22 protein-coding genes are annotated in these 20,224 nt (G+C 68.7%); 12 read left to right on the top strand and 10 right to left on the bottom strand.

The window, feature by feature from the left end; translation table 11 throughout:
* Positions 1-9: 9 nt before the first annotated feature.
* From OXM58_06925 to OXM58_06900, 6 genes are all read right to left on the bottom strand, one after another.
* Positions 10-792 (bottom strand): coniferyl-alcohol dehydrogenase, encoded by a 783-nt coding sequence (locus OXM58_06925; protein ID MDE0148089.1) that lies wholly within the window; start codon positions 790-792, stop codon positions 10-12.
* Between the two features lie 30 nt (positions 793-822).
* A complete protein-coding gene (locus tag OXM58_06920) occupies positions 823-1,539 on the bottom strand; it encodes an ABC transporter ATP-binding protein (protein MDE0148088.1) in 717 nt (238 codons plus the stop codon).
* Positions 1,532-2,287: an ABC transporter ATP-binding protein gene (locus tag OXM58_06915; GenBank protein ID MDE0148087.1), complete on the bottom strand. Its 756-nt coding sequence runs from the start codon at positions 2,285-2,287 to the stop codon at positions 1,532-1,534. Before OXM58_06915 ends, OXM58_06920 begins: the two co-directional genes overlap by 8 nt.
* A complete protein-coding gene (locus OXM58_06910; protein MDE0148086.1) occupies positions 2,280-3,215 on the bottom strand; it encodes a branched-chain amino acid ABC transporter permease in 936 nt (311 codons plus the stop codon). The genes OXM58_06915 and OXM58_06910 overlap by 8 nt, the downstream gene beginning before the upstream one ends.
* Positions 3,212-4,078: a branched-chain amino acid ABC transporter permease gene (locus tag OXM58_06905; GenBank protein MDE0148085.1), complete on the bottom strand. Its 867-nt coding sequence runs from the start codon at positions 4,076-4,078 to the stop codon at positions 3,212-3,214. Before OXM58_06905 ends, OXM58_06910 begins: the two co-directional genes overlap by 4 nt.
* 68 nt (positions 4,079-4,146) lie before the next feature.
* Positions 4,147-5,340 carry an amino acid ABC transporter substrate-binding protein gene (locus OXM58_06900; protein ID MDE0148084.1) on the bottom strand — a complete coding sequence of 398 codons (1,194 nt, stop codon included), beginning with the start codon at positions 5,338-5,340 and terminating at the stop codon, positions 4,147-4,149.
* A gap of 365 nt (positions 5,341-5,705) precedes the next feature.
* Between OXM58_06900 and OXM58_06895 the strand changes: the two genes are divergently transcribed.
* The 8 genes from OXM58_06895 (at position 5,706) to OXM58_06860 (ending at position 14,878) form a co-directional block, all read left to right on the top strand.
* Complete coding sequence (locus OXM58_06895) at positions 5,706-6,263, top strand: NnrU family protein (protein MDE0148083.1); 558 nt, start codon at positions 5,706-5,708, stop codon at positions 6,261-6,263.
* 241 nt (positions 6,264-6,504) lie between these two features.
* Positions 6,505-9,498, top strand: coding sequence for a molybdopterin-dependent oxidoreductase (locus tag OXM58_06890; protein MDE0148082.1), 2,994 nt, complete (start codon positions 6,505-6,507; stop codon positions 9,496-9,498).
* Complete coding sequence (locus OXM58_06885; protein MDE0148081.1) at positions 9,495-10,328, top strand: FAD binding domain-containing protein; 834 nt, start codon at positions 9,495-9,497, stop codon at positions 10,326-10,328. Before OXM58_06890 ends, OXM58_06885 begins: the two co-directional genes overlap by 4 nt.
* A complete protein-coding gene (locus OXM58_06880; protein ID MDE0148080.1) occupies positions 10,325-10,834 on the top strand; it encodes a (2Fe-2S)-binding protein in 510 nt (169 codons plus the stop codon). Before OXM58_06885 ends, OXM58_06880 begins: the two co-directional genes overlap by 4 nt.
* A gap of 8 nt (positions 10,835-10,842) precedes the next feature.
* Complete coding sequence (locus OXM58_06875) at positions 10,843-11,856, top strand: NADPH:quinone oxidoreductase family protein (protein MDE0148079.1); 1,014 nt, start codon at positions 10,843-10,845, stop codon at positions 11,854-11,856.
* Positions 11,857-11,866: 10 nt separating this feature from the next.
* A complete protein-coding gene (locus OXM58_06870; protein MDE0148078.1) occupies positions 11,867-12,640 on the top strand; it encodes an aldolase/citrate lyase family protein in 774 nt (257 codons plus the stop codon).
* A gap of 53 nt (positions 12,641-12,693) precedes the next feature.
* Entirely contained in the window at positions 12,694-13,785 is a 1,092-nt protein-coding gene (locus OXM58_06865) for an aromatic ring-hydroxylating dioxygenase subunit alpha (GenBank protein MDE0148077.1), read from the top strand.
* Positions 13,786-13,903: 118 nt separating this feature from the next.
* The gene (locus OXM58_06860) at positions 13,904-14,878 is read left to right on the top strand and encodes an alpha/beta hydrolase (protein MDE0148076.1); all 975 of its coding nucleotides are present in this window, start codon (positions 13,904-13,906) and stop codon (positions 14,876-14,878) included.
* 71 nt (positions 14,879-14,949) lie between these two features.
* Here OXM58_06860 and OXM58_06855 read toward each other — a convergent pair whose 3' ends face one another.
* The 4 genes from OXM58_06855 to OXM58_06840 all read right to left on the bottom strand — a co-directional run bounded on the left by OXM58_06855 (position 14,950) and on the right by OXM58_06840 (position 17,813).
* Positions 14,950-15,387: a hypothetical protein gene (locus tag OXM58_06855; GenBank protein MDE0148075.1), complete on the bottom strand. Its 438-nt coding sequence runs from the start codon at positions 15,385-15,387 to the stop codon at positions 14,950-14,952.
* A gap of 10 nt (positions 15,388-15,397) precedes the next feature.
* On the bottom strand, positions 15,398-15,652 hold the full coding sequence (locus OXM58_06850) for a type II toxin-antitoxin system prevent-host-death family antitoxin (GenBank protein MDE0148074.1): 255 nt from the start codon (positions 15,650-15,652) through the stop codon (positions 15,398-15,400).
* A 131-nt stretch (positions 15,653-15,783) separates the two neighbouring features.
* Positions 15,784-17,307 carry a carotenoid oxygenase family protein gene (locus OXM58_06845; GenBank protein MDE0148073.1) on the bottom strand — a complete coding sequence of 508 codons (1,524 nt, stop codon included), beginning with the start codon at positions 17,305-17,307 and terminating at the stop codon, positions 15,784-15,786.
* Complete coding sequence (locus tag OXM58_06840; GenBank protein MDE0148072.1) at positions 17,304-17,813, bottom strand: DUF2141 domain-containing protein; 510 nt, start codon at positions 17,811-17,813, stop codon at positions 17,304-17,306. Before OXM58_06840 ends, OXM58_06845 begins: the two co-directional genes overlap by 4 nt.
* Positions 17,814-17,873: 60 nt before the next feature.
* Here OXM58_06840 and OXM58_06835 point away from each other — a divergent pair, with 60 nt between their 5' ends.
* The 4 genes from OXM58_06835 to OXM58_06820 all read left to right on the top strand — a co-directional run.
* The gene (locus OXM58_06835) at positions 17,874-18,731 is read left to right on the top strand and encodes a LytTR family transcriptional regulator DNA-binding domain-containing protein (protein ID MDE0148071.1); all 858 of its coding nucleotides are present in this window, start codon (positions 17,874-17,876) and stop codon (positions 18,729-18,731) included.
* A 76-nt stretch (positions 18,732-18,807) separates the two neighbouring features.
* Positions 18,808-19,005 (top strand): twin transmembrane helix small protein, encoded by a 198-nt coding sequence (locus OXM58_06830; GenBank protein MDE0148070.1) that lies wholly within the window; start codon positions 18,808-18,810, stop codon positions 19,003-19,005.
* A gap of 7 nt (positions 19,006-19,012) precedes the next feature.
* The gene (locus tag OXM58_06825) at positions 19,013-19,597 is read left to right on the top strand and encodes a cob(I)yrinic acid a,c-diamide adenosyltransferase (protein ID MDE0148069.1); all 585 of its coding nucleotides are present in this window, start codon (positions 19,013-19,015) and stop codon (positions 19,595-19,597) included.
* 95 nt (positions 19,598-19,692) lie between these two features.
* The coding region (locus tag OXM58_06820) for an aldolase/citrate lyase family protein (GenBank protein ID MDE0148068.1) at positions 19,693-20,224 on the top strand (532 nt) is incomplete at its 3' end.

Raw genomic sequence — 20,224 nt, 5'->3', positions numbered from 1 at the left:
CGCCTGCTGCTATTCGAAGCCGTGCATGCCGCACAGGATGTGGGAGGACATGCCGCCGTCCGCCGGGATATTCGTGCCGCGGATCCAGCCGGCGCCGTCCGACAGCAGGAACGCGACCACGGGTGCGATATCGGCCGGCCGGCCGGGGCGGTCCATGACCCGCATATCCTCTTCGGCGCGCTCGCCGAGGGTCTCGATGAAATCCGGCAGGATCGGCGTGTCGACCGGGCCGGGCGACACCGAATTCATCCGGATGCCGCGGTCGCGCCAGGTCCAGCGGTTCTGCATGGTCCAGACGACGAGCGCCTCCTTGGTGAAGAAGTAGGACCGGCCGCCCTCGTTGCCGACCCCGTGTTGCTCGACGAACGCCGCGACGCCGTCGAAATCGAGCGTCGCGGCGGCTTTGATCTGGTCGACCGCCTGCGGCCAGCCGAAACCGGCCAGCGAGGCCAGGTTGACGATCGATGCGCCGTCGGCGAGCTTGCCGACCAGGCGCAGCGTCAGATGTTTCAGCCCGACCAGGTTGACCCTGAGGACCTGTTCGGCCGGCGCGGTCGGCGGCAGGCCGGCGCAGTTCACGAGGCCGTCCGCGCCGTCCGGTAGCGCCTCGACCAGGCTGTCGATGGCCGCCGCTTCGGAAAGGTCGGCCCGGAAGAAGCCGGCCAGGTCGACGGTGGGGTCGTTCCGGTCGACGCCGATCGCCGAGCCGCCCCGGCGCGCGATCTCGCGGCAGATCCGGTCGCCGATCCCTGAGGAACAGCCGGTAACGACAATCGTTTTTCCATCGAGCATGGGGGCTTCTTTCGCTTTTGGTTGGAGGGTTCAGGTTTCGCCGGCGCCGAGATAGAACCGGCTGACGGCCTCGTCCGCCAGCAGGTTCGCGGCGCTGTCCGCGCCGACGACATGGCCGTTCTCCAGCAGGTAGCCGCGGTCGGCGATCGCCAGGCTCTGCTTCGAATTCTGTTCGACCAGGAAGATGCCGACGCCCTGGCCGCGGATTTCGGCCAGCGAACGGAACAGGTCGCGGCACAACAGGGGCGACAGGCCCAGCGACGGTTCGTCGAGCAGCAGGATCGACGGCGCCGACATGATGGCGCGGCCGACGGCGACCATCTGCTGCTCGCCGCCGCTCATGGTGCGCACGGCCTGGCGCCGCCGCTCCTTCAGCACCGGAAACAGGGCGTAGATGCGCTCCCGGTTCGCCGCCTCGGCGCCCCTCGCCCTGTCGGGAAAGGCGCCGAGCGTCAGGTTTTCGTCGACCGTCAGATCGCCGAAGATGCCGCGGTCCTCGGGCACCAGGGCGATGCCCTTCTCGACGATCTCGTGGGGCGGCAGGGCGGCGATCTCCTCACCGTCCATCCGGATGCTGCACCCCGGGCGCGCCGGGGCCAGCCCGGCGATGCTGCGGATCAGCGTGCTCTTGCCGGCCCCGTTCGCGCCGAGCATGACGACGATCTCGTCGGCGCCAACGGTGACGGAGGCGTCCTCGACCGCGTGATGCTGGCCGTAGAAGACCGAGAGGTTGCGGACTTCAAGCATCGTCTTCCCCGAGATAGGCCCGGACGACCTCCGGGTCGGCGAGGACTTCCCGGGTCGAGCCCTCGGCGATCTTCCGGCCCGAATTCATCACGATGCAGCGCCGGCACAGGCTGCGGATGGCGTCCATGACATGCTCGACGACGATGATGTTGCGCCCTTCCGCCGCCAGCGATTCGACCAGTTCGATGCCGGTCTTCAACTCGGTCGGATTGAGGCCGGCGAGCCATTCGTCGAGCAGGACGACCTTCGGATCGGATATCAGGGCGCGCGCCAGTTCGACCCGCTTCTGGTCGATATAGGTGAGCGCATCGACGGGGGCCGCCGGGCTGCCGCGGAGGCCGACCCGGTCGAGCAGGGCGACGGCCGCCTCGCGCAATTCCCCGCCCCACAGCCGCGTGTGGCCGAAGACGCCGCCGGCCATGACATTCTCGACCACGCTCAGCGAGTGCAGGACCCGGACGATCTGGAACGTCCTGGCGATCCCCAGCCGGGCGCGCCGGTGGGCCGTGTGGGCGGAAATATCCTCGCCGTCCAGAAGGATCGCGCCGCCGGTCGGCTGCAGGGCGCCGGAAATCAGGTTGATCGCCGTCGTCTTGCCCGACCCGTTGGGGCCGATCAGGCCGAGCACCTCGCCGTCGTTGAGGGCCAGGTCAAGGCCGTCGACCGCGAGCAGCCCGCCGAAATTTTTTGACGCGGCGCGGACTTCGAGGACCGGCCCCAAGACCGGTCGGGGCGCCGGGTCAGCCATGTCCGGCCCTCCGGCGCCGGAACTGCTTCTCGATCAGGCCGATCACGCCGTTCGGGATGAAATAGACGATCAGCAGGAAGGCGACGCCGAGCAGCAGGGTCGACTGGTTCGGCGCCTGGGCGGAGATTAGGTCCCAGATCAGGGCGAACGGGATCACGCCGACCAGCGGCCCCCACAGCCGGTGCGCGCCGCCCAGCAGCGCCATGATGACCACCTGGAACGACAGCATGGCGCTGAAGGCGTTGGTCGGCTCGACATAGTTCCAGCGCGGCGCGAGCACGGCGCCGGTCACGGCGGCAAAGGTGCAGGAAACGACGAACAGGGCGACTTTGGCGCGCGCCGTGTTGATGCCGGAATGGGAGGCGACCGTTTCGTCGTCGCCGATGATCCGCAACGCGAAGCCCAGCCGGGACCGGCCGATCGCCCAGCCGGCAAGATAGACCGCCGCCGCCAGAGCCAGCAGTTGCCAGTAGACCAGCCGCTCGCTGGTATCGACCAGGACATAGAGACCGCTGCTCGTCCCCATGGTGGTCTGGACCCAGGTGAACAACTGGCGGACCAGTTCCGCGAGCCCCAGGGTGAAGATCACGAAATAGACGCCGGAGACCCGGAGCGTCGCCAGCCCGACGATGCCGCCCAGCGCGGCGCCAATCAGGCCGGCGACGAGGACGAGCAGGGGATAGGGCACGGTCGCGATGCCGATGCCGACCGTGTACATGCCGATGCCGAAAAAGGCCGCCGTCGAAAGCGCGATATAGCGGGTCGGGCCGGAAAACAGCGCCCAGGACGTCGCCAGGACGGTGTACATCGCGATCGTGATGCCCATCGACAGCCAATAGCCGTCGTCGAACGCGGGCAGCGCCGCGGCCGCGACGAATCCGGCCGCCGCGACCGCAAAGAATCGTTGCTCCTTCGCCGTCGGCGTCATGCGGATTTCCGGCCGAACAGGCCCTGAGGGCGCCACAGCAGGACCGCGATGAACAGGATATAGGCGGCCGCCAGGGTCAGCCCCGGATCGATCAGCCGGGCGACGGCGGATTCGACGATGCCCAGGATGAAGGAGGCGACGATGGCGCCGCGGATGTCGCTGACGCCGCCGAAGATGATGATGATCAGCGCCTTCATGGTGAAGATGACGCCCAGCGAGGCGTCGAAGGTCAGGAAGGTGCTCAGGAGCGCGCCGCCGGTGGCGGTGACGGCGCCGCCCAGGGCGAAGGCCAGCGCCGACGCCTTGAGCACGTCGATGCCGACCAGCCCGGCCGCCGTCGGGTTGACGGCGACGCCGCGCAGGGCGAGCCCGGTCCGCGACCGGGTGAGCCAGAGCGCCAGGACGATGCACAGGACAGCCGACCCGGCGAACGCGACGATGCGGTTCAGGCCGTAGGGCTGGCCGAATATCTCGAAGGGCCGCGCCAGATAGGAATAGCTGAAATATTCGCCCCCGAAGACGGCGATCATCACGCCGACGAGGATGAAGCTCATGCCGAAGGTCGCGAGGATGCTGTCGACCTCGAGCTGTCCGTGGGATTTGGCGCGGCGGACCAGCGGCCGGAGCACATACCGGTAGACCAGCCAGTTGGCGACGAAGGCGAGCAGCGCCGCCGGGACGATGGACAGGAACGGCGACAGTTTCAGGCCGGTCCAGAACCAGAAGGCGCCGAACGAGCCGGCGACCAGCACCTCCCCGTTGGCGAGGTTCATGATGCGGGCGACGCCGTACTGCAATTGCAGGCCGAGCGCCATCAGCGCATAGGAACCGCCCAGCAGGACGCCGAGGACGAGGATATCCATTCCCGGACCTCAAGGCCGGAACGGCGGACCGCCCTGGTGGGCGATCCGCCGTCCGCGGCCGGCAGGAATTACCAGCCCTGCTTGACCTTGACGGGTTTCGCGCCCGGCCGCCCGGTGCTGCGGACGCCGTAGAACACGCCGTTCTGCCACTGGCCGACGGTCCAGAACTTCTCGCTGTTCTGGTTCTTGTAGGTCACGTCGCCGATGACGGTCTTGAACGTGTTCTTCTTGATGTAGGCGATGACAGCCTTGCGGTCGGTCGAGCCGACGCCCTCGATGGCCTGTTCGAGAATCTGCAGGCTGGCGTAGGTCACCGCGCTCGCCCAGTAATCGGGCGACTTGCCGATGAATTTCGTGTGGGCCGCGAAATACGCCTTCATCTCGGGCGTGTCCGGGTTGATGCCGCCGGCGCCGAGATTGCCTTCGATCGACTTGCCGAACTTGGCAGCGTAGGCCGGGAAGCAGGTGGCGACCGCGGTATAGAAAACCTTGACGTCGAGGCCGGCGATCTTCGCCTGCTCGGTGAGCGCGAAGGTGTCCGGCGGATAGGACCAGGCCACGAAGGCGTCGGGCTTCGCCGCCTTGGCCGCCTTGACGACCGGCGACAGGTCCTGCGTGCCCAGCGGATAGGAATTGTCGTACACGATCTCGAAACCGGCCTTCTTGAAGATCGGCCGGGCCGCGTTCGCCAGCTCGATACCGAAGGCGTCGGCGACGTTGACCATCGCGACCCGGTTACCGATCACGCCCTTCTTGCGCATCTCCGACAGGATATCGGCGACGGACCCGGCGAACGTCGTCGTCGAGCCGAGCATGAAGAAGATATTCGGGTAGCGCTTGGTCAGGACCTCGATCTTGTCGGAAATCGCGGAAACCGCGAGCTGCGGATAGCCGTAGCGCGCGAAGATCGGCGCCGTGGCCAGGTTGAACCCGGTGCCGAAGGGCGCGACGATGAAATCGACCTTGTCCTGGGTCGCCAGGCGCTGGATCGCCTTGATGGCCTCGCCCGGATTGGTCCGGTCGTCATATTCGATCAGCTTGATCTTGGCCTTGCCGCTCTTGAGTTTCAGGCCGCCGCGGGCGTTGACCTGATGGACCCACAGCCGGATGTTCGGCCAATGGGTCACCGCCGCGCCGCCGGCCAGCGGACCGGTTTTCGGCGCCGATGCGCCGATCTTGATTTCGGCCGCGAGCGCGCCGCCGCCGCCCACAGCCGCCGCAATCGCGAGTCCGGCGAGCGCCGGAACCAGATGTCTGACCATGTTTACCTCCCAGGCAGGTTGTCGTCGTTGACGCCGGCGCATGACTGCCACTCCGGCGCCGGGAAAGCCGGATGGGATGCCGCTGCGGTCCGGTCTGCGCCTCGATCCGTCGAAGCCCGGCAAGTCCGTCGATCCGCCCGGCAGCATCGCGCGCGCAATATCGCCGCCGAAAACCGCCGCGGCAAGGCCGTATTCCGTATCGTCGTCGGCGCTCGCGACCTCGCCGGGCGGCGTTCCCGCCCCGTCCGAACGGACCGCAAACGCCGCGCGCGGCGTGGGAATGCCGCTCCGGCGCCGGCGCACAGTCTTTTCCGGCGTCCGTTGCTCTGCTATCCGTGGCCGGCAACCGAACCTAGAGCATATCCATGTCGCTGTTGATAACCGGCCTTGCGCTGTTCATGGCAGTCCACCTGATACCGAAAGCGCCGCGATTGCGCCTTGCCCTGGTGGGACGGCTGGGGGCAAAGCCCTATCGCGGCGCGTTCAGCGCGGTCGCGCTGCTCGCTCTGGCGGTCGTCGTGTGGGGCTTCTCGCGCTCCCCGGTCGAACAGGTCTATGCGCCCCCGGCATGGGGACATCCGGTCTCAATGATCCTGACGCCGATCGCGCTGGTGCTGTTCGCTGCGGCCAACATGCCCACCCGGATACGCGCCCTGGTCCGGCATCCGATGCTGCTCGGGCTCCTGCTGTGGGCCTTCGCCCACCTTCTCGCCAATGGCGAAATACGCTCCCTGGTGCTGTTCGGCGGCTTCGCGGCGTTCGCGGCGGTCGAGATCGCCAGTGCAGCCGCGCGAGGCAAAGGCCCGCCGAAGGAGCCGCCGCCCCGTATCGCCATGGACATTGCTGCCGTCGTCGTCGGCGCGATCGCCGCCGGGCTCCTGGCGGGTTTTCACGGCGTGCTTTTCGGCGCGCCGGTACTGTAATGCCGTTCGGGGGCGGAGACGCCCCGCGCGGCCCGGCGAGCACTTTCGCCGGTCGCACCCTCCGGCGCCGCGTTGCGCATTTGAGCCGGTTCTTCAGGAACAAGACCGGCGCATCGCCGAATGGCTGCCGCCTCGGCCGTATGAGGCGACCGATACCGCACCGCGGCGCAATGCCGTTGCACGGTGCAAGGCCGGTCGGCTATCTGAGGGCGCGCCTCTCTCCGCACCTGCCAGGAACCTCATGCCCGATTTTGCCATCCCGGAACAGGTCCGCCCGGAAGACAGCCATGTCGGCCGTCGCCTGCCGCGGATCGAGGATCGCTCCCTGCTGCGCGGCGAAGGCGGGTTCGTCGACGATGTGCCGGTGAAGAGGGGCACGCTGCACGCCGCCTTCGTGCGCGCGCCCCATGCCCATGCCGAAATCGTCGCCATCGACGCGAGCGCGGCGCTCGCCATGCCGGGCGTCTTCGCGGTCGTGACCGGCGCGGACATGGCGGCCGAGACCGATCCGATGATCGTCGGCTTCGAGAACCCGATCGACTATTACGGACTCGCCGTCGACAAGGTGCGCTATGTCGGCGAGCCGGTGGTTGCGGTGGCCGCGACGGACCGCTACCGCGCCGAGGACGCCGCAGACCTGATCAAGGTGACCTATAACGTGCTGCCCGCGGCCGTCGATCCGGTCGCTGCTTGTGCGCCGGACGCACCGATCCTGCACCCGCGCAGCGACTCCAACTGCGTCTCGAAACGCCATTTCGTGCACGGCGACCCGGACACGGCCTTCGCCGAAGCCGAGCGCACGACCGAACTGACCATCCGCTACCCGCGCAATTCCATCACGCCGATGGAGACCTACGCCGTCGTGGCCGAGGCCAGCAGCGAGACCGGCGGCTTCGACGTGCTGTCCAACTTCCAGGGGCCGTTTTCGGTGCACACGGTGATGGCGCTCGCCCTGCGCATCCGCACCGCCGCCCTGCGCCACCGCAGCCCGAAGAATTCCGGCGGCAGTTTCGGCTCCAAGCTGGTGATCTTCCCCTATATCGTCGTGCTCTGCGTGCTCGCCCGCAAGGCGCGCCGGCCGGTCAAGTGGATCGAGGACCGGCTGGAGCACCTGTCGGCCTCCAGCGTCGCGCCCAACCGGGTTACGAAGGTCGAGGCCGCTTACAGGTCGGACGGCACGGTCACGGGCCTCCGGCTCACCCACTGGGACGACCACGGCGCCTATCTGCGCGCGCCGATGCCGGCGCCGATCTACCGGATGCACGGCGTCTCGACCAACGGCTACTTCATCCGCCATCTCGAAGTCACCAACCATATCGTGATGACCAACAAGTGCCCGACCGGCGCGGTGCGCGGCTTCGGCGGGCCGCAGCTCTATTTCGCCGTCGAGCGCATGATGCAGCGCGTCGCCGTGCTGACCGGGCAGGACCCGCTCGCCGTCATCCGCAAGAACCTGGTTGCCGCCGACCAATTTCCCTACAAGGCAGTCGCCGGCTCGCTGCTCGATTCGGGCGACTACCGCCGGACGGTCGACGAAGCCGTCGAGCACGGCGATCTGGCGGCGTTGAAAAAACGGCGCGACGCGGCGCGCGCCGAAGGACGGCTCTACGGCATCGGCTATGCCGCCTGCGTCGAGCCCAGCCAGTCCAACATGGGCTATATCTCGACGGTCAAGACCGGCCTGGAGCGCGAGCGCGCCGGGCCGAAGGACGGCGCCGTCGCCTCGGTCACCGTTTCGGTCGACGCCCTGGGCTCGGTCAACGTGATCGGCGATTCGGTGCCCCAGGGCCAGGGCCACCAGACGGCGCTCGCCCAGATCGTCGCCGACCGGCTCGGCCTGACGCCGGACGACGTGGTGGTCGCGCTCGATACCGATACCGCCAAGGACGGCTGGTCGATCGCCGCCGGCAACTACTCCTGCCGCTTCGCGCCGGCCTCCGCCAGCGCCGCCCACCAGGCGGCAACGCGGGTGCGCGAGAAGATGGCGCGGATCGCGGCGGCGAACCTGAACGTGCCGGTTGCGGAGGTCGAATTCACCGACGGCAATATTCACGCCGCCAACAACCCGGACAACGCCATCCCCTTCTACCGCATCGGCGGGCTGGCCCACTGGTCGCCGTCGAGCCTGCCGGACGATGTCGAGCCCGGCATCCGCGAGACCGCCATGTGGAACGCGCCGGAGCTGACGCCGACGACCGCGAAGGACGAGATCAACACGTCGCTCGCCTACGGTTTCGGGTTCGATTTCTGCGGCGTCGAGGTCGATCCGGATACCGGCGTCGTGATGGTTGACCAATATGTCTCGGCCCACGACTGCGGCACCATCCTCAATCCCGGCCTCGCGGAAGGCCAGATCCGCGGCTCCTGGGCCTCGGCCTATGGCGCGACCTTCCTGGAGGAATTCTGCTACGAGGCGGACGGCACGTTCCGCTCCGGCACCTTCGCGGAATATCTCGTGCCGACGGCCGCCGAACTGCCGGAGATCCGGCTGGTCCATCCGACGCCCCATCCCTCGCCCTACACCCGCCTCGGGGCCAAGGGCATCGCCGAGGGCAACCAGTATACGACGCCGGTCTGCGTTGCGAACGCGGTGGCCGACGCGCTGGGCGTCGAAGACATTCAACTGCCGCTCAAGCCGGCCAGGGTGCTGGCGTGGATGGAGGCGGACGAGCCGCCGCCCTCGGCCGCGGTTGCGCCGGACGGCGAGGCCGGAGAACCCGGGCGCCCGACCATCGACGGGTCCGGCGAAGTGCAGGTGCCCGCGCCGCCGGAGCAGGTCTGGGCCATGCTGCTCGATCCGGAACGGATGGCCCGCATCGTCCCCGGATGCGAGCGGCTGGAGGCAGCCGGCGAAAAAAGTTTCACCGGTGCGGTCGTGCTCGGCGCCGGGCCGGTCAGGGGCCGGTTCGAGGCGCGGATCGACCTGACCGATCTGGAAGCGCCGCGGCGCGCAAGGCTCGTCGGAGCGGCGGACGGGCCGCTGGGTTCGTCGCGCGGCAGCGGAGAATTCGAACTGGTCGCGCAGGATGGCGGCACGCTGGTGCGCTACCGCTACGCCGTCGAACTGTCCGGCAAGGTCGCGGCGGTCGGCGGGCGCATGGTCCGCGGCGCGGCCCGGCAACTCATCGACCGCTTCCTGCGCGGCCTGATCCGCGAAGCCGGCGGCGAGGCCGGGACGGCTCCGCCGGGCGGGCTGTCGGGCCGGCTCCGGCGCCTGGTCGGGGGCAAGGCATGAAGCCGGCGCCGTTCGACTATGTGCGCGCCGAGAGCGTCGAAGAAGCCGTTGCCGTACTCTCCGAACATGGCGACGAAGCCCGCGTGCTGGCCGGCGGCCAGTCGCTGATGCCGATGCTCAACATGCGGCTTGTCCGGCCGGAAGTACTGGTGGACATCGGCGGCCTCCCGGAACTTGCGCATATCGAAGTCGACGGCGATGCCGTTGCCATCGGAGCCTCCGTTACCCAGGGCGATCTGGCCGACTGGCCGGAACTCGGAACGGCCCTTCCCGTCGTCGCCGCGGCGCTGCCCCATGTCGGCCATTTCCAGACCCGCAACCGGGGCACGGTCTGCGGCTCGATCTGCCATGCCGATCCGTCCTCCGAACTGCCGCTCTGCCTCGCCCTGCTCGGCGGCGAGGTCGACCTGCACAGCGCGCGAGGGGTGCGAACGGTTCCGGCGGACGAATTTCAGCGGGGCGTCCTGACGACGGCGAAGGAACCGGACGAACTCGCCGTGCGCGCACGCCTGCCGAAAGCGCAAGACGGCGAGCGTTTCGCCTTTCTGGAGTTTCAGCACCGCCACGGCGATTTTGCCGTGGTGGCGGTCGCCGCAAAGCGCAGCGGCGACGCGGTCAGCCTGGCGGTCGGCGGCGTGGCGGATCGGCCGGAGGTCTGCCATTGGGACGCTCTGCCCGGCGACGCCGTGGAGGATGCGCTCAACGACCTCGCCTGGACGCTCGGCGGCGGCGACGATATCCACGCGACGGCGCGCCACCGCCGGCAGCTCGTGCGCCATCTGGGCAAACGGGCCATCGACGCGACCGCCGCCGACGGAGCCGGCGCATGAAGACGCTGGACCGCAACGGCCGCCATCCGGTCCGTTTCACCCTGAACGGGATGCCGGAAGAGGGCTTTGCCGAGCCGCGGATGCTGCTGACCGATTTCCTGCGCCACGAGATCGGCGCGACCGGCACCCATGTCGCCTGCGAGCACGGCGTCTGCGGCGCCTGCACGGTCCGCGTCGGCGGCAGGGCAGTGCGCGCCTGCCTGATGCTGGCGGTCCAGGCCGACGAGGCGGAGATCGAGACCATCGAGGGGCTCGCCGAAGCCGACGGCTCGTTCGGCCCGTTGCAGCAGGCGTTCCACGAGAATTTCGCCCTGCAGTGCGGCTTCTGTACGCCGGGCTTCCTGATGTCGCTGAGCGACTATCTGGAGCGGAACCCCGACCCGACGGTCGATGAAATCAAGGTCGCGCTCAGCGGCAACATCTGCCGCTGCACCGGCTATCACGAAATCATCAACGCCAGCCTGGACGCCGCCAGGGCGCTCAGGGAGCGGCGGCAGCAAGACTGAGAGGCACAATGCGCGCGGTTCTGGTCAACGAATTCGGTCCCGTCGAAAGCCACGCCATCGCGGACCTGCCGGATCCGGAACCCGGCCCGGGCGAGGTGCTGATCGAGAACCGGGCCATCGGGATCAACCTGCCGGACGCGCTGATGCTCCAGGGCCGGTACCAGAAGCGCCCGCCGCGGCCCTTCGTGCCCGGCCGCGACTGCGCCGGCGTCGTGCGGGCGGTCGGCGACGGGGTGACGCGCTGCAAGCCGGGCGACCGGGTCGTGGCGCAGGTCTTCACCGGCGCGTTCGGCCAGCTCGTCCCCGCGCCCCAGGAGCGCTGCTTCCTGCTGCCTGACGGCGTCTCGTTCGAGGACGCCGCCGCCATGATCACCGTGTTCAACACCGCCTGGGTCGCCATCGACATGCGCGCCGGCGTCCGGCCCGGCGACACGGTGCTGATCACCGGCGCGGCCGGCGGCGTCGGCTCGGCCGCAATCCAGCTGTGCAAGGCGCGCAACGCGACGGTGCTGGCCGCGGTCTCGAGCGCCGAGAAGGCGGATTTCGTGCGCACCTGCGGCGCCGACGCGGCGATCGACACCAACGCCCCGGACGTCGATGCCCTCAAGGCCCATCTCAAGGCCCAGGTCGCCGCCGCTACCGGCGCGGCGGAGGGCCGGGGCTGCGACGCCGTGATCGAGATGGTGGGCGGCGACCTGTTCGAGGCCAGCCTGCGCGTGCTGCGCTTCGCCGGCAAGCTGGTGATCGTCGGCTTCGCCGGCGGCACGATCCCGGCGGCAAAGGCGAACTACCTGCTGTTCAACAACCTCACGGTCATGGGCGCGCCGCTCGATATCCAGTTCGACATGGTCTACGCCGCGATGGAAAAGGGCGTGAACGCCTGGCTGTCGCTCCTGGCGGCCGGCAAGCTCGCTTCCGCGATTTCCGCGCGTTACCCGCTGGCCGAGTTCGTCGAGGCGTTCGGCGTCATTACCGGCCGCAAGGTCATGGGCAAGATCGTGCTGGACCCGGCGGAGGCGTAGAGATCGGGCCATGGACCTCCCCCGCAACAGCTTCAAGCGCGCCATCGCCGAAGGCCGGCTGCAGATCGGGCTGTGGAGCACGTTGGGCAGTACGGTCGGCGCGGAGATCCTCGGCGACAGCGGCTTCGACTGGTTGCTGCTCGATACCGAGCACTCGCCCAACGAACTGCCCGACCTGCTCGCCCAGATGCAGGCGCTCGGCCGCAGCGCGACGTCGGCCATCGTCCGGCCGGCCTGGAACGATACCGTGCTGGTCAAACGCATCCTGGATATCGGCGCCCAGAGCCTGCTGCTGCCCTACGTCCAGAACGCCGACGAGGCCGCCGCCGCCGTCGCCGCGACCCGCTATCCGCCGGCCGGCGTGCGCGGCGTCACCGGCAGCGGCCGGGCGGCGCGCTACGGCCGGGTCAAGGACTATGCCCGGCGCGCCCATGAGGAACTCTGCGTGCTCGTGCAGGTCGAGACCCGGCCGGCGCTCGGCGAACTGGAGGCCATCGCGGCGGTGGACGGCGTGGACGGCGTCTTCATCGGCCCGGGCGACCTCGCCGCCTCCTTCGGCGTCGTCGGGCAGCCCGGCCACCCGGACGTCCAGGCGGCGATCCGGGACGCCGCCGACCGCCTGAAGGCCGCGGGCAAGCCGGCCGGCATCCTGACCGTCAATCCGGAGGAAGCCCGGCGCTACATCGAGTGGGGCTTCACCTTCGTCGCCGTCGGCATCGACCTGCTGCTGCTGGCGAGGGGCGCCGACGCGCTGCGGACCGACTTCGGCGGGCGCGATGGATAGCGCCGCGAATGCCGGTACATAGTACGATGTCGAACCGTCAGCGGGGCGAAAGTATGTCCAGCCGCAACATCAAACCGTTGATCCCGAATGCCTGGTATATCGCCGCTTGGTCGGACGAATTGCCGGAATTCGAAGCCGGCGGAAAGCCGTTGGCCCGGACCATCCTGAACCGGCCGCTGATGCTGTTCCGCGGCGCCAATGGCAGGGCCGCGGCGCTCGAAGACCGGTGCTGCCATCGTGGCGCACCGCTGTCCCTCGGCATGATCGTCGATGACGGCCTGCAATGCGGCTATCACGGCATGACCTTCAGCGGCGACGGCCGCTGCACCGTCAATCCGGGCGAGGATCCGTCGGACCATTGGGTACAGGGCTTTCCGGTCGCGGAGAAACAGCGGGCGGTGTGGATCTGGATGGGCGACCCGGCGTTGGCAGACCCGGCCGATATCGTCGAATTCCCGTGGCACGACCGGACCGGCGAATGGTGCTTCCGCTACAGCCATATGCCCATCGACTGCAGTTTCATGCTGGTCATGGACAATCTGATGGACCTCACCCATCTGGGCTATGTCCACGGCCGGACCATCGGCGGAACGCCGCAATTCCATGTCGCGGCCGAGCAGGAGACGAAGCGGACGGAAAACGGCGCCCGGATGGTGCGCTGGACGATGAACAGCCCCCCGCCGCCGACATTTTCCAAGGCGATGCCTTTCAAGGGCATGATCGACCGTATGGCGGACTTCGAATATGTCGCGCCGGCCTCCGTGATCCAGTTCACAACGGCAATGGATGTCGGCCGCGGGGCCCGCGAAAATCCGGACCAGCCGGGTGCACTGCGCATCCGCATCCTGCACCACGCCACGCCCGAAACCGAGACGACCTGCCATTATTTCTTCTCGGTCGGCAACGGCTACCGGCTGAACGATCCGGACGCCAACCGGGACCTGTTCGACGAAATCTACCCGACCTTCCTGGAAGACAAGGCGATCATGGAGGGCCAACAGCGGGTCATTCTGCGCGATCCCGAACGGCCCCTGCTGATCCGCGAACACGATACTGCGGTGGCCTACGCCAACCGGGCCCTTGCCGCCTTCGCCAGGCGCGCCGGGGCGCAAGACCGGCAACCGGCGATGGCCGCCGCTGTATGACCCGGCGGCAGCGATACGAACCCTCGGGCAGCGCTTTCCCGCAGCGGCCGGGCGCACCGGCCAGTTGCCCGAAGCGGCAATGCCATCCCTTCCGATCTACCCCATTCCATCGACACCCATGACCATCGACCCCCAGATCGCGTGGGTGCTCGAACTGATCGAAAAGTCGCCCTACCCGCCGGTCTATACGCTTTCGCCGCCCGCCGCCCGCGCCCAGTATGACGAAACCGCCGTCAAGCTCGACATCGATCCGGCGCCGATGGACTCGGTGGTCGAGATCGCCCTCGGCCGGGAGAGCCGGTTCGTCCGCACGCGCCTCTACACGCCGAAGCAGACCGGGAAAGCCGACCCGCTGCTGGTCTGGCTCCACGGCGGCGGCTGGACCATCGGCAGCCTCGACTCCTACGACCGGACCTGCCGCGGCCTGGCGGCCGGGGCGGAATGCCGGGTGCTTTCGGTCGATTATGCGCTGGCGCCGGAGCATCCGTTCCCGGCGGCGGTCGAGGATGCGATGTTCGTGTGGGAGACGCTGCTGGCCCGCACTTCGGACTACGGCATCGATCCGGCGCGCATCGCGGTCGGCGGCGACAGCGCCGGCGGCAACCTCTCCGCCGTGCTGTGCCACGAGGCGCGCAGGGCCGGGCTGCCCCTGCCCTGCTTCCAATTGCTGATCTATCCGGCGACCGACATGACCGGCGGCTTCCCGTCGCGCAAGACCTACGCCAACGGCTACCTGCTGGAAGCGCCGCACATGAGCTGGTTCGGCGACGGCTATGCCGGCGGGGCCGACCGCACCGATCCGCGGATGTCGCCGCTGCGCTACGGAGATTTCGCCGGCCTGCCGCCCGCAGCCGTCCACACCGCCGGCTTCGACCCGCTCCAGGACGAGGGCATCGCCTATGCCGGGAAGCTGGAGACCGCCGGCGTGCCGGTCGTCAAGCGCCACTATGCCGGGCTGATCCACGGCTATTTCAACATGGGCGGCGCGGTGACGGCGGCGAAGTCCGCGTTCGACGACGCCGCCGCCGACCTGCGCGCTGCGCTGCATCCTGAACTACATCCCGCAGCCCGGAGTGCCTCCGCTTCGGATTGAACCGGCGCAAAGACGAGCGAACCGGGCGTCCCGGTTGGAAAACTCTCGGTCGCGTTTCGCGGGTCTATCGGTCAACGGCGCACGAACCGGCCTTTCCTCGCACGAGCCAGTTCGAGGAAGCGGGCCTTGATCTGCGCGAACAGTCCCGGCGGGATGAAACCGTAGCTGAAGGTGTCCGGCCGGCCGGGCAGCGGAGACAGCCCGCCATTGGGCCATTCGTCGATATTGTGTTCCGACACGATCACCCAACCCGGCGTGTCGTCGAGGCCGAGGGCCTGTCCGACGCGCGCCGGGATCGCGATGCCCACCGTATCGCCAACCGTATCGTCACTGGGCGGTGTATGGGTGATCGGCAGCAGCACGGCATAGCGCGGACGAACGGACGGATCGGTGGCGGCGACCAGACAGGCCGGCCGGGTCTTGCCCTGGTCGCGGCCGGCGGCGGCCTCGTGCGTCCAGAGATAGTCGTAGCGGACGACCAGACCCGGCTCCGGATCGGGCAGCGCCACGGTCCTGTCCTTACGTCAGCAGGTCGTCCAGCGGCTTGTGCGCCACATCCATTTCGGCGCGCTCCACCGCGTCGATCACGACATCGGCGGCGTCTTCCGTGCGGTGGCTCCGCTGTGCCGAAGCCCGGAGCCAGTCATACTGCTCCGCAGACATGAGCACGAACTCGCGGCGCCCGTGCCGGGTTATCTCCACCGGCTCGCGCTGCGCTTCGTGCTGGAACCGGCCGAACTTGCGCTGGAACTCGAGGGCGCTCACCGTGGGCATGGCAGAGTCCTCAGGCCCTGGGGACTTCGCTTAATATACGTATAATCCGTAGAAATGAAAAGGGACAGGATTTCGTCACTCATCAGCTTCCAGGACCGGTCCCGGATGGACAACCTGTCGAGAGATCGCAGCTAGCCCCCGACGAAAGCGCCGTGGAAACCGAGCGGCAACGGATAGGGCAGCCACGCCTGGGCGACCGGGCCGGCCACGACCGCCCGGGCGTCGAACACCGATAGCCCGCTGACGCCCTTCTTCCAGTCCAATACCGTTCCGATCAGCCAGCCGTCGTCCTCGCGCCGGCCGCCGGGTTTCGGGACGAAGATATGCTCCTCCGGAATCCGGCCCGGCCCATAGTCGAAACGCTCCGCCGTGCCGCGTTCGAGGTCGCGCTTGACCACGGTGCGGAAGTGCCAGCCTTGCGGATTGTCCGGGGCGCCGAGCGTGTAGACATAGCGGTGCCGCCGGCCGACGACGGCGGGCGCCACTTTCGCGAACTCTGCTTCTTCCGCCCGGCGTTCGATCCGGCCGTCGCCCTGCGGCGGCAGGACGATCTGCGCGTAACGCAGCGGCGCCGACGGCCGGAATTCCCCTTTCATCACATAGCGCAGTGTTTCGGTGAGGATGCCGGGGTCGCCGGCGAGGCAGTGGTCGAGCCGGATCGTGCCGTCGGCCTCTTCCCAGGCGTTGCCGTAGTGGAAGCCGAAACAGGCCGGCAGCGCGTGCCAGCGGCGCTTGCCGAAATCGGCCTTGTCGACCACGAGAACGCGGGTCTCCGCCTGGGGCTTCCAGACATGGGCATCGAGCACGCTGACCCGTTCCGCCCGGCCGGGATCGAACAGGAAGGGCTGGATCAGGACGACCAGCGACTTGTGCGTAACGACGAAATCGTGGACCAGACCCATCGGCCCGGCATCGACCAGGGCGGCCTTTATCAGCTTGCCGGCGCGGTCGATGTGGTAGAGCACGAGCGCCGGCCGGGGCAGCAGGGCGCAGCCGATGTTCCACAGGGTGCCGTCCGGATCGACCTTCGGATGGGCGGAAAAGGGAACGCCGCCGAGCTGCGGGCTCCAGCGCTTGAAGCCCGACGGCGCAAGCGTCGATTCTTCGAGCCGCGTCGCCGAGCCGCCCTCCCACAGCGCCAGCAATTCCCCGCCATGATGCAGGACGGAGATGTTCGCGGCGTTCAGGCCGTCCGGCCCGCGGACCGGCGCGGCGTTCTCCAAGTGGGTGGCGTAGCCGCTGTACAGCCGTTTGCCGGCCTTGTCCTCGCGGTCGAGTTTCGGCGTGCGGATCGTCCGGCCGCGATGGGCGATCCGGCCGCCGTCGATGGCGAACTCCTGGATCATGCCGTCGCCGTCGAACCAGTGGCGGTAGCGCCGGCCGAACCGGTCGTGGATCGACGGCCCGTTGCGGAAGAAGCGGCCCTTCAGCCCTGCGGGCCATGCGCCGGTAACGGCGAGCGACCCCGTATCCAGCCGGTCCGGCGGCGTCGTCCAGCCGAGCAGCATCGGGTTGCGCCCGAGGGCGGCGGCGAAGGCCCCGCCCCAGTCCTCGCCGGATGCGGCGAGCGCCGGCGCGAAAGGCGCAAGCCCGGCCAGTCCGGAGGCGGCGGACGCAGCGAGGAAGCTGCGGCGCGGAATGCCGCCGGCGGTCATCGGTTGCTCTCCCCGCTCGTCGATCCGGCGGAAGCGGCATAGCCGATCGGCAGCCGAATCGTCGCCGCCGATTTCAGGTCGACCGAGGAATCATCGAAGCTCGCCGGGCCGAACATGCCGGTCGCGCCGTTGCCGAAGCCATAACCTTCGGTGGGAATGCCCAGCAGGTTGGTATCGAGATCGCCGTTGCCGTTGGCGTCGTGAAAGCCGTTGACCGCGTAACGGCCGGGTTCCAGCCCGGTGAACGTGATGCTGAACCCTCCCTCGCCGGCCATGCGCCATGCGCCGGCGACGGCGCCCTTCTGATCGGGAAACTTCACGCCGGCCTTGACGCGGTGCAGCGCGACATAGACGCGGCCCTTGCCGGAGTTGACGCCGCTCACCGCGACGGTCAGTTCGGCCGCCTGCGCCGCGCCGCCGGTCTCCGATGCGGCCGGAGCCGGCAGTCCCGGGAGAATCGCGCCAGTGGCGAGCAGGGTGGCGAGAAGAGGAGGAATGCGCTTCATGGTTGGGTGCTCCTTTTCGAGTGCGTATGCTGCGCCGCTGAGGGAGCACGGCGGACGGCAATGACCAACGGCGGCTACGCAAACGGCCCGGATAGTTCGCGAACGGTGCGGGAAACGCCGTTCACGCTTCGCGAATGGTTCGTCTGGCGGCGGCTGCGCTGGCATCTGGCGCTGCTGGCCGTCGCAATCCTGTTTCTCGGCTATCTCGGCCCGTTCGGCACCTTCCTCCGGATGCCGCTGGGCGAGCGGATGGCCTATTGGGTCATCGCGGTGGCCGGCAACTGGTCGTTCGCCCTGGCCTGCATCCTGCCGGCGATCGCGTGGCTGTCGGGACGCCTCCCGGACATCGCCTGCGTTTTGGGCGGCAGTGTCGCCGCAGCCTTGCCGGGAACGCTCCTGATCTCGGCCCTCGAATTCCTGTTTTCCGGCGCTTTGCCCGAGACGTTCGGAACCGGGGAATTGTTCCTCGCCGTTGCCCTCGTTCACCTCGTGCTGGGCCTGATCGTCTGGGGGACCGTCGAGTTGCCGATGCGCTACGGCGGCGGCGCGCCCTTCGCCGAGCATCCGGCTGCGGGAGCGATGGACGGTCCGTTGGCGGGCGATGCCGCGCCACCGCTCCTCGACAGGCTGCCGGCGGAGCGGCGCGGGCGGTTGCTGCACCTCCAGATGCGCGACCATTGTGTCGAGGTCCACACCGACCGGGGCTCGGAGCTGGTGCTCATGCGCTTCGGCGACGCGCTGAAGGAACTGGGCGGAACCGAAGGGATGCAGGTCCACCGCTCCCACTGGATCGCGCGCACGGCCCTGAAGAAGATCGTGCGGCGCACCGGCCGGACGGTGGCCTTTCTCGAGAACGGCGCCGAAGTGCCGGTCAGCCGCCGCTACGCCCGGGCATTGCGCGAAGCGAACTGGGTCTGAGCCGGAATTTTCGGCCCAAGGGTCGCGCCAGTCAGTCGCTCTGGCGCGGACCCCGCCGTGCCCCTAATCTCCGTTTATGAAGACCGTCCTCATCGTGCTCACCGTCATCGCCCTGATCGGCGTCGTCGCCGCGCTGTTCACCGGCGTCGTGCTGATGGGCCGGGGCGGCGAGGCCAACGCCCGGTGGGGCAACAAGCTGATGCGCGCGCGGGTCGGCCTGCAGTTGATCGCCGTCGTTCTTCTGCTGCTGCTGTTCGCCGTGTACCAGAGTTAGGCGGAGCATGGTCAAGCTGGACAGGATCTACACCCGCGGCGGCGACAAGGGGCTGACCAGCCTGGGCAGCGGCGCGCGGGTGCCGAAACACGACACCCGCGTGGCGGCCTATGGCTCGGTCGACGAATGCAACAGCGTCCTCGGCCTCGCGCGGCGCCACGCGGCGGGCGACGGGGTGGACAACGACGGGGCGGCCGACGTCATGCTCGCGCGCATCCAGAACGACCTGTTCGATCTGGGCGCCGACCTGTGCACGCCCCACGAGGACGATCCGAAATGGCCGCCCCTGCGCATGTCCCAGGCCCAGGTGGACCGGCTGGAGGCGGAGATCGACGCGATGAACGCGAACATCCCGCCGCTCAAATCCTTCATTCTGCCGGGCGGGTCTGCGCTTTCCTCCTGGCTCCACCTCGCCCGCACGGTCGCGCGGCGCGCCGAGCGGGAGATGACGGCGCTGGCCGAAGCCGAAGACGTCAATCCCCTGGCCGTCGCCTACATCAACCGGCTGTCCGACCATCTCTTCGTCATGGCGCGGGCGCACAACGATAACGGCGCCGACGACGTCCTTTGGACGCCGGGAGAGAACCGCTGACGGGGATCAAGGGCCGCATTAACAGGCCCGGACAAATGCACTAAACCTGCCGGCCATCGCAGCCCGCAGCCAAATCCCGAAGCCGGCAGATCGCCATGCCCGAATCCCGTTACCGCCCGCGCCGCAGCATGATCTTTGCGCCGGGCGACAATCCGCGCCTGTGCCTGAAGGCGCGCGATACCGGCGCGGACATGGTGTGCATCGACCTGGAAGACGCCGTGGCGCCCGGCGACAAGGATGCGGCCAGAGAAGGCGCCGTCGGCATCTTCCGCGATCTCGACCCGCAGGCGGCAGGCCCGGAAACCGTGGTCCGCATCAACAGCCTGCACTCGCTGGACGGTATGAAGGACGTGGCCGCGCTGGCCGACCTGCCCAACCCGCCTGCCGGTTTCATGCTCACCAAGGTCAAGGGCCCCGGCGAGGTTGCGATGCTGGACGACGTGCTGAGCGAAGCCGGCGCCGCCTCATTCCTCCATGTCATCATCGAGACCAACGAGGCGCGGGGCCCGGGGGGGGGCCGGGCCCCGGGGCGGCGGGGGGGGGGGTGCCGGCGTTTAGGGGCGGTCGACAAGGCGGCCCCCCGGCGCCCGCCCAAAGGCAGGGGGAATATGGTGTTTGCCCCGGCCC

The sequence above is a fragment of the Rhodospirillaceae bacterium genome, assembly GCA_028819475.1.
In the GTDB taxonomy this organism is placed as follows: Bacteria; Pseudomonadota; Alphaproteobacteria; order Bin65; family Bin65; genus Bin65.
This window is presented reverse-complemented; position numbering and strand designations above follow the sequence as displayed.

What these genes read in the sequence shown, in the direction of transcription:
- OXM58_06925 (MDE0148089.1), bottom strand. Translation starts at nt 792, where the DNA reads ATGCTCGATGGAAAAACGATTGTCGTTACCGGCTGTTCCTCAGGGATC.
- OXM58_06920 (MDE0148088.1), bottom strand. Translation starts at nt 1,539, where the DNA reads ATGCTTGAAGTCCGCAACCTCTCGGTCTTCTACGGCCAGCATCACGCG.
- OXM58_06915 (MDE0148087.1), bottom strand. Translation starts at nt 2,287, where the DNA reads ATGGCTGACCCGGCGCCCCGACCGGTCTTGGGGCCGGTCCTCGAAGTC.
- OXM58_06910 (MDE0148086.1), bottom strand. Translation starts at nt 3,215, where the DNA reads ATGACGCCGACGGCGAAGGAGCAACGATTCTTTGCGGTCGCGGCGGCC.
- OXM58_06905 (MDE0148085.1), bottom strand. Translation starts at nt 4,078, where the DNA reads ATGGATATCCTCGTCCTCGGCGTCCTGCTGGGCGGTTCCTATGCGCTG.
- OXM58_06900 (MDE0148084.1), bottom strand. Translation starts at nt 5,340, where the DNA reads ATGGTCAGACATCTGGTTCCGGCGCTCGCCGGACTCGCGATTGCGGCG.
- OXM58_06895 (MDE0148083.1), top strand. Translation starts at nt 5,706, where the DNA reads ATGTCGCTGTTGATAACCGGCCTTGCGCTGTTCATGGCAGTCCACCTG.
- OXM58_06890 (MDE0148082.1), top strand. Translation starts at nt 6,505, where the DNA reads ATGCCCGATTTTGCCATCCCGGAACAGGTCCGCCCGGAAGACAGCCAT.
- OXM58_06885 (MDE0148081.1), top strand. Translation starts at nt 9,495, where the DNA reads ATGAAGCCGGCGCCGTTCGACTATGTGCGCGCCGAGAGCGTCGAAGAA.
- OXM58_06880 (MDE0148080.1), top strand. Translation starts at nt 10,325, where the DNA reads ATGAAGACGCTGGACCGCAACGGCCGCCATCCGGTCCGTTTCACCCTG.
- OXM58_06875 (MDE0148079.1), top strand. Translation starts at nt 10,843, where the DNA reads ATGCGCGCGGTTCTGGTCAACGAATTCGGTCCCGTCGAAAGCCACGCC.
- OXM58_06870 (MDE0148078.1), top strand. Translation starts at nt 11,867, where the DNA reads ATGGACCTCCCCCGCAACAGCTTCAAGCGCGCCATCGCCGAAGGCCGG.
- OXM58_06865 (MDE0148077.1), top strand. Translation starts at nt 12,694, where the DNA reads ATGTCCAGCCGCAACATCAAACCGTTGATCCCGAATGCCTGGTATATC.
- OXM58_06860 (MDE0148076.1), top strand. Translation starts at nt 13,904, where the DNA reads ATGACCATCGACCCCCAGATCGCGTGGGTGCTCGAACTGATCGAAAAG.
- OXM58_06850 (MDE0148074.1), bottom strand. Translation starts at nt 15,652, where the DNA reads ATGCCCACGGTGAGCGCCCTCGAGTTCCAGCGCAAGTTCGGCCGGTTC.
- OXM58_06845 (MDE0148073.1), bottom strand. Translation starts at nt 17,307, where the DNA reads ATGACCGCCGGCGGCATTCCGCGCCGCAGCTTCCTCGCTGCGTCCGCC.
- OXM58_06840 (MDE0148072.1), bottom strand. Translation starts at nt 17,813, where the DNA reads ATGAAGCGCATTCCTCCTCTTCTCGCCACCCTGCTCGCCACTGGCGCG.
- OXM58_06835 (MDE0148071.1), top strand. Translation starts at nt 17,874, where the DNA reads ATGACCAACGGCGGCTACGCAAACGGCCCGGATAGTTCGCGAACGGTG.
- OXM58_06830 (MDE0148070.1), top strand. Translation starts at nt 18,808, where the DNA reads ATGAAGACCGTCCTCATCGTGCTCACCGTCATCGCCCTGATCGGCGTC.
- OXM58_06825 (MDE0148069.1), top strand. Translation starts at nt 19,013, where the DNA reads ATGGTCAAGCTGGACAGGATCTACACCCGCGGCGGCGACAAGGGGCTG.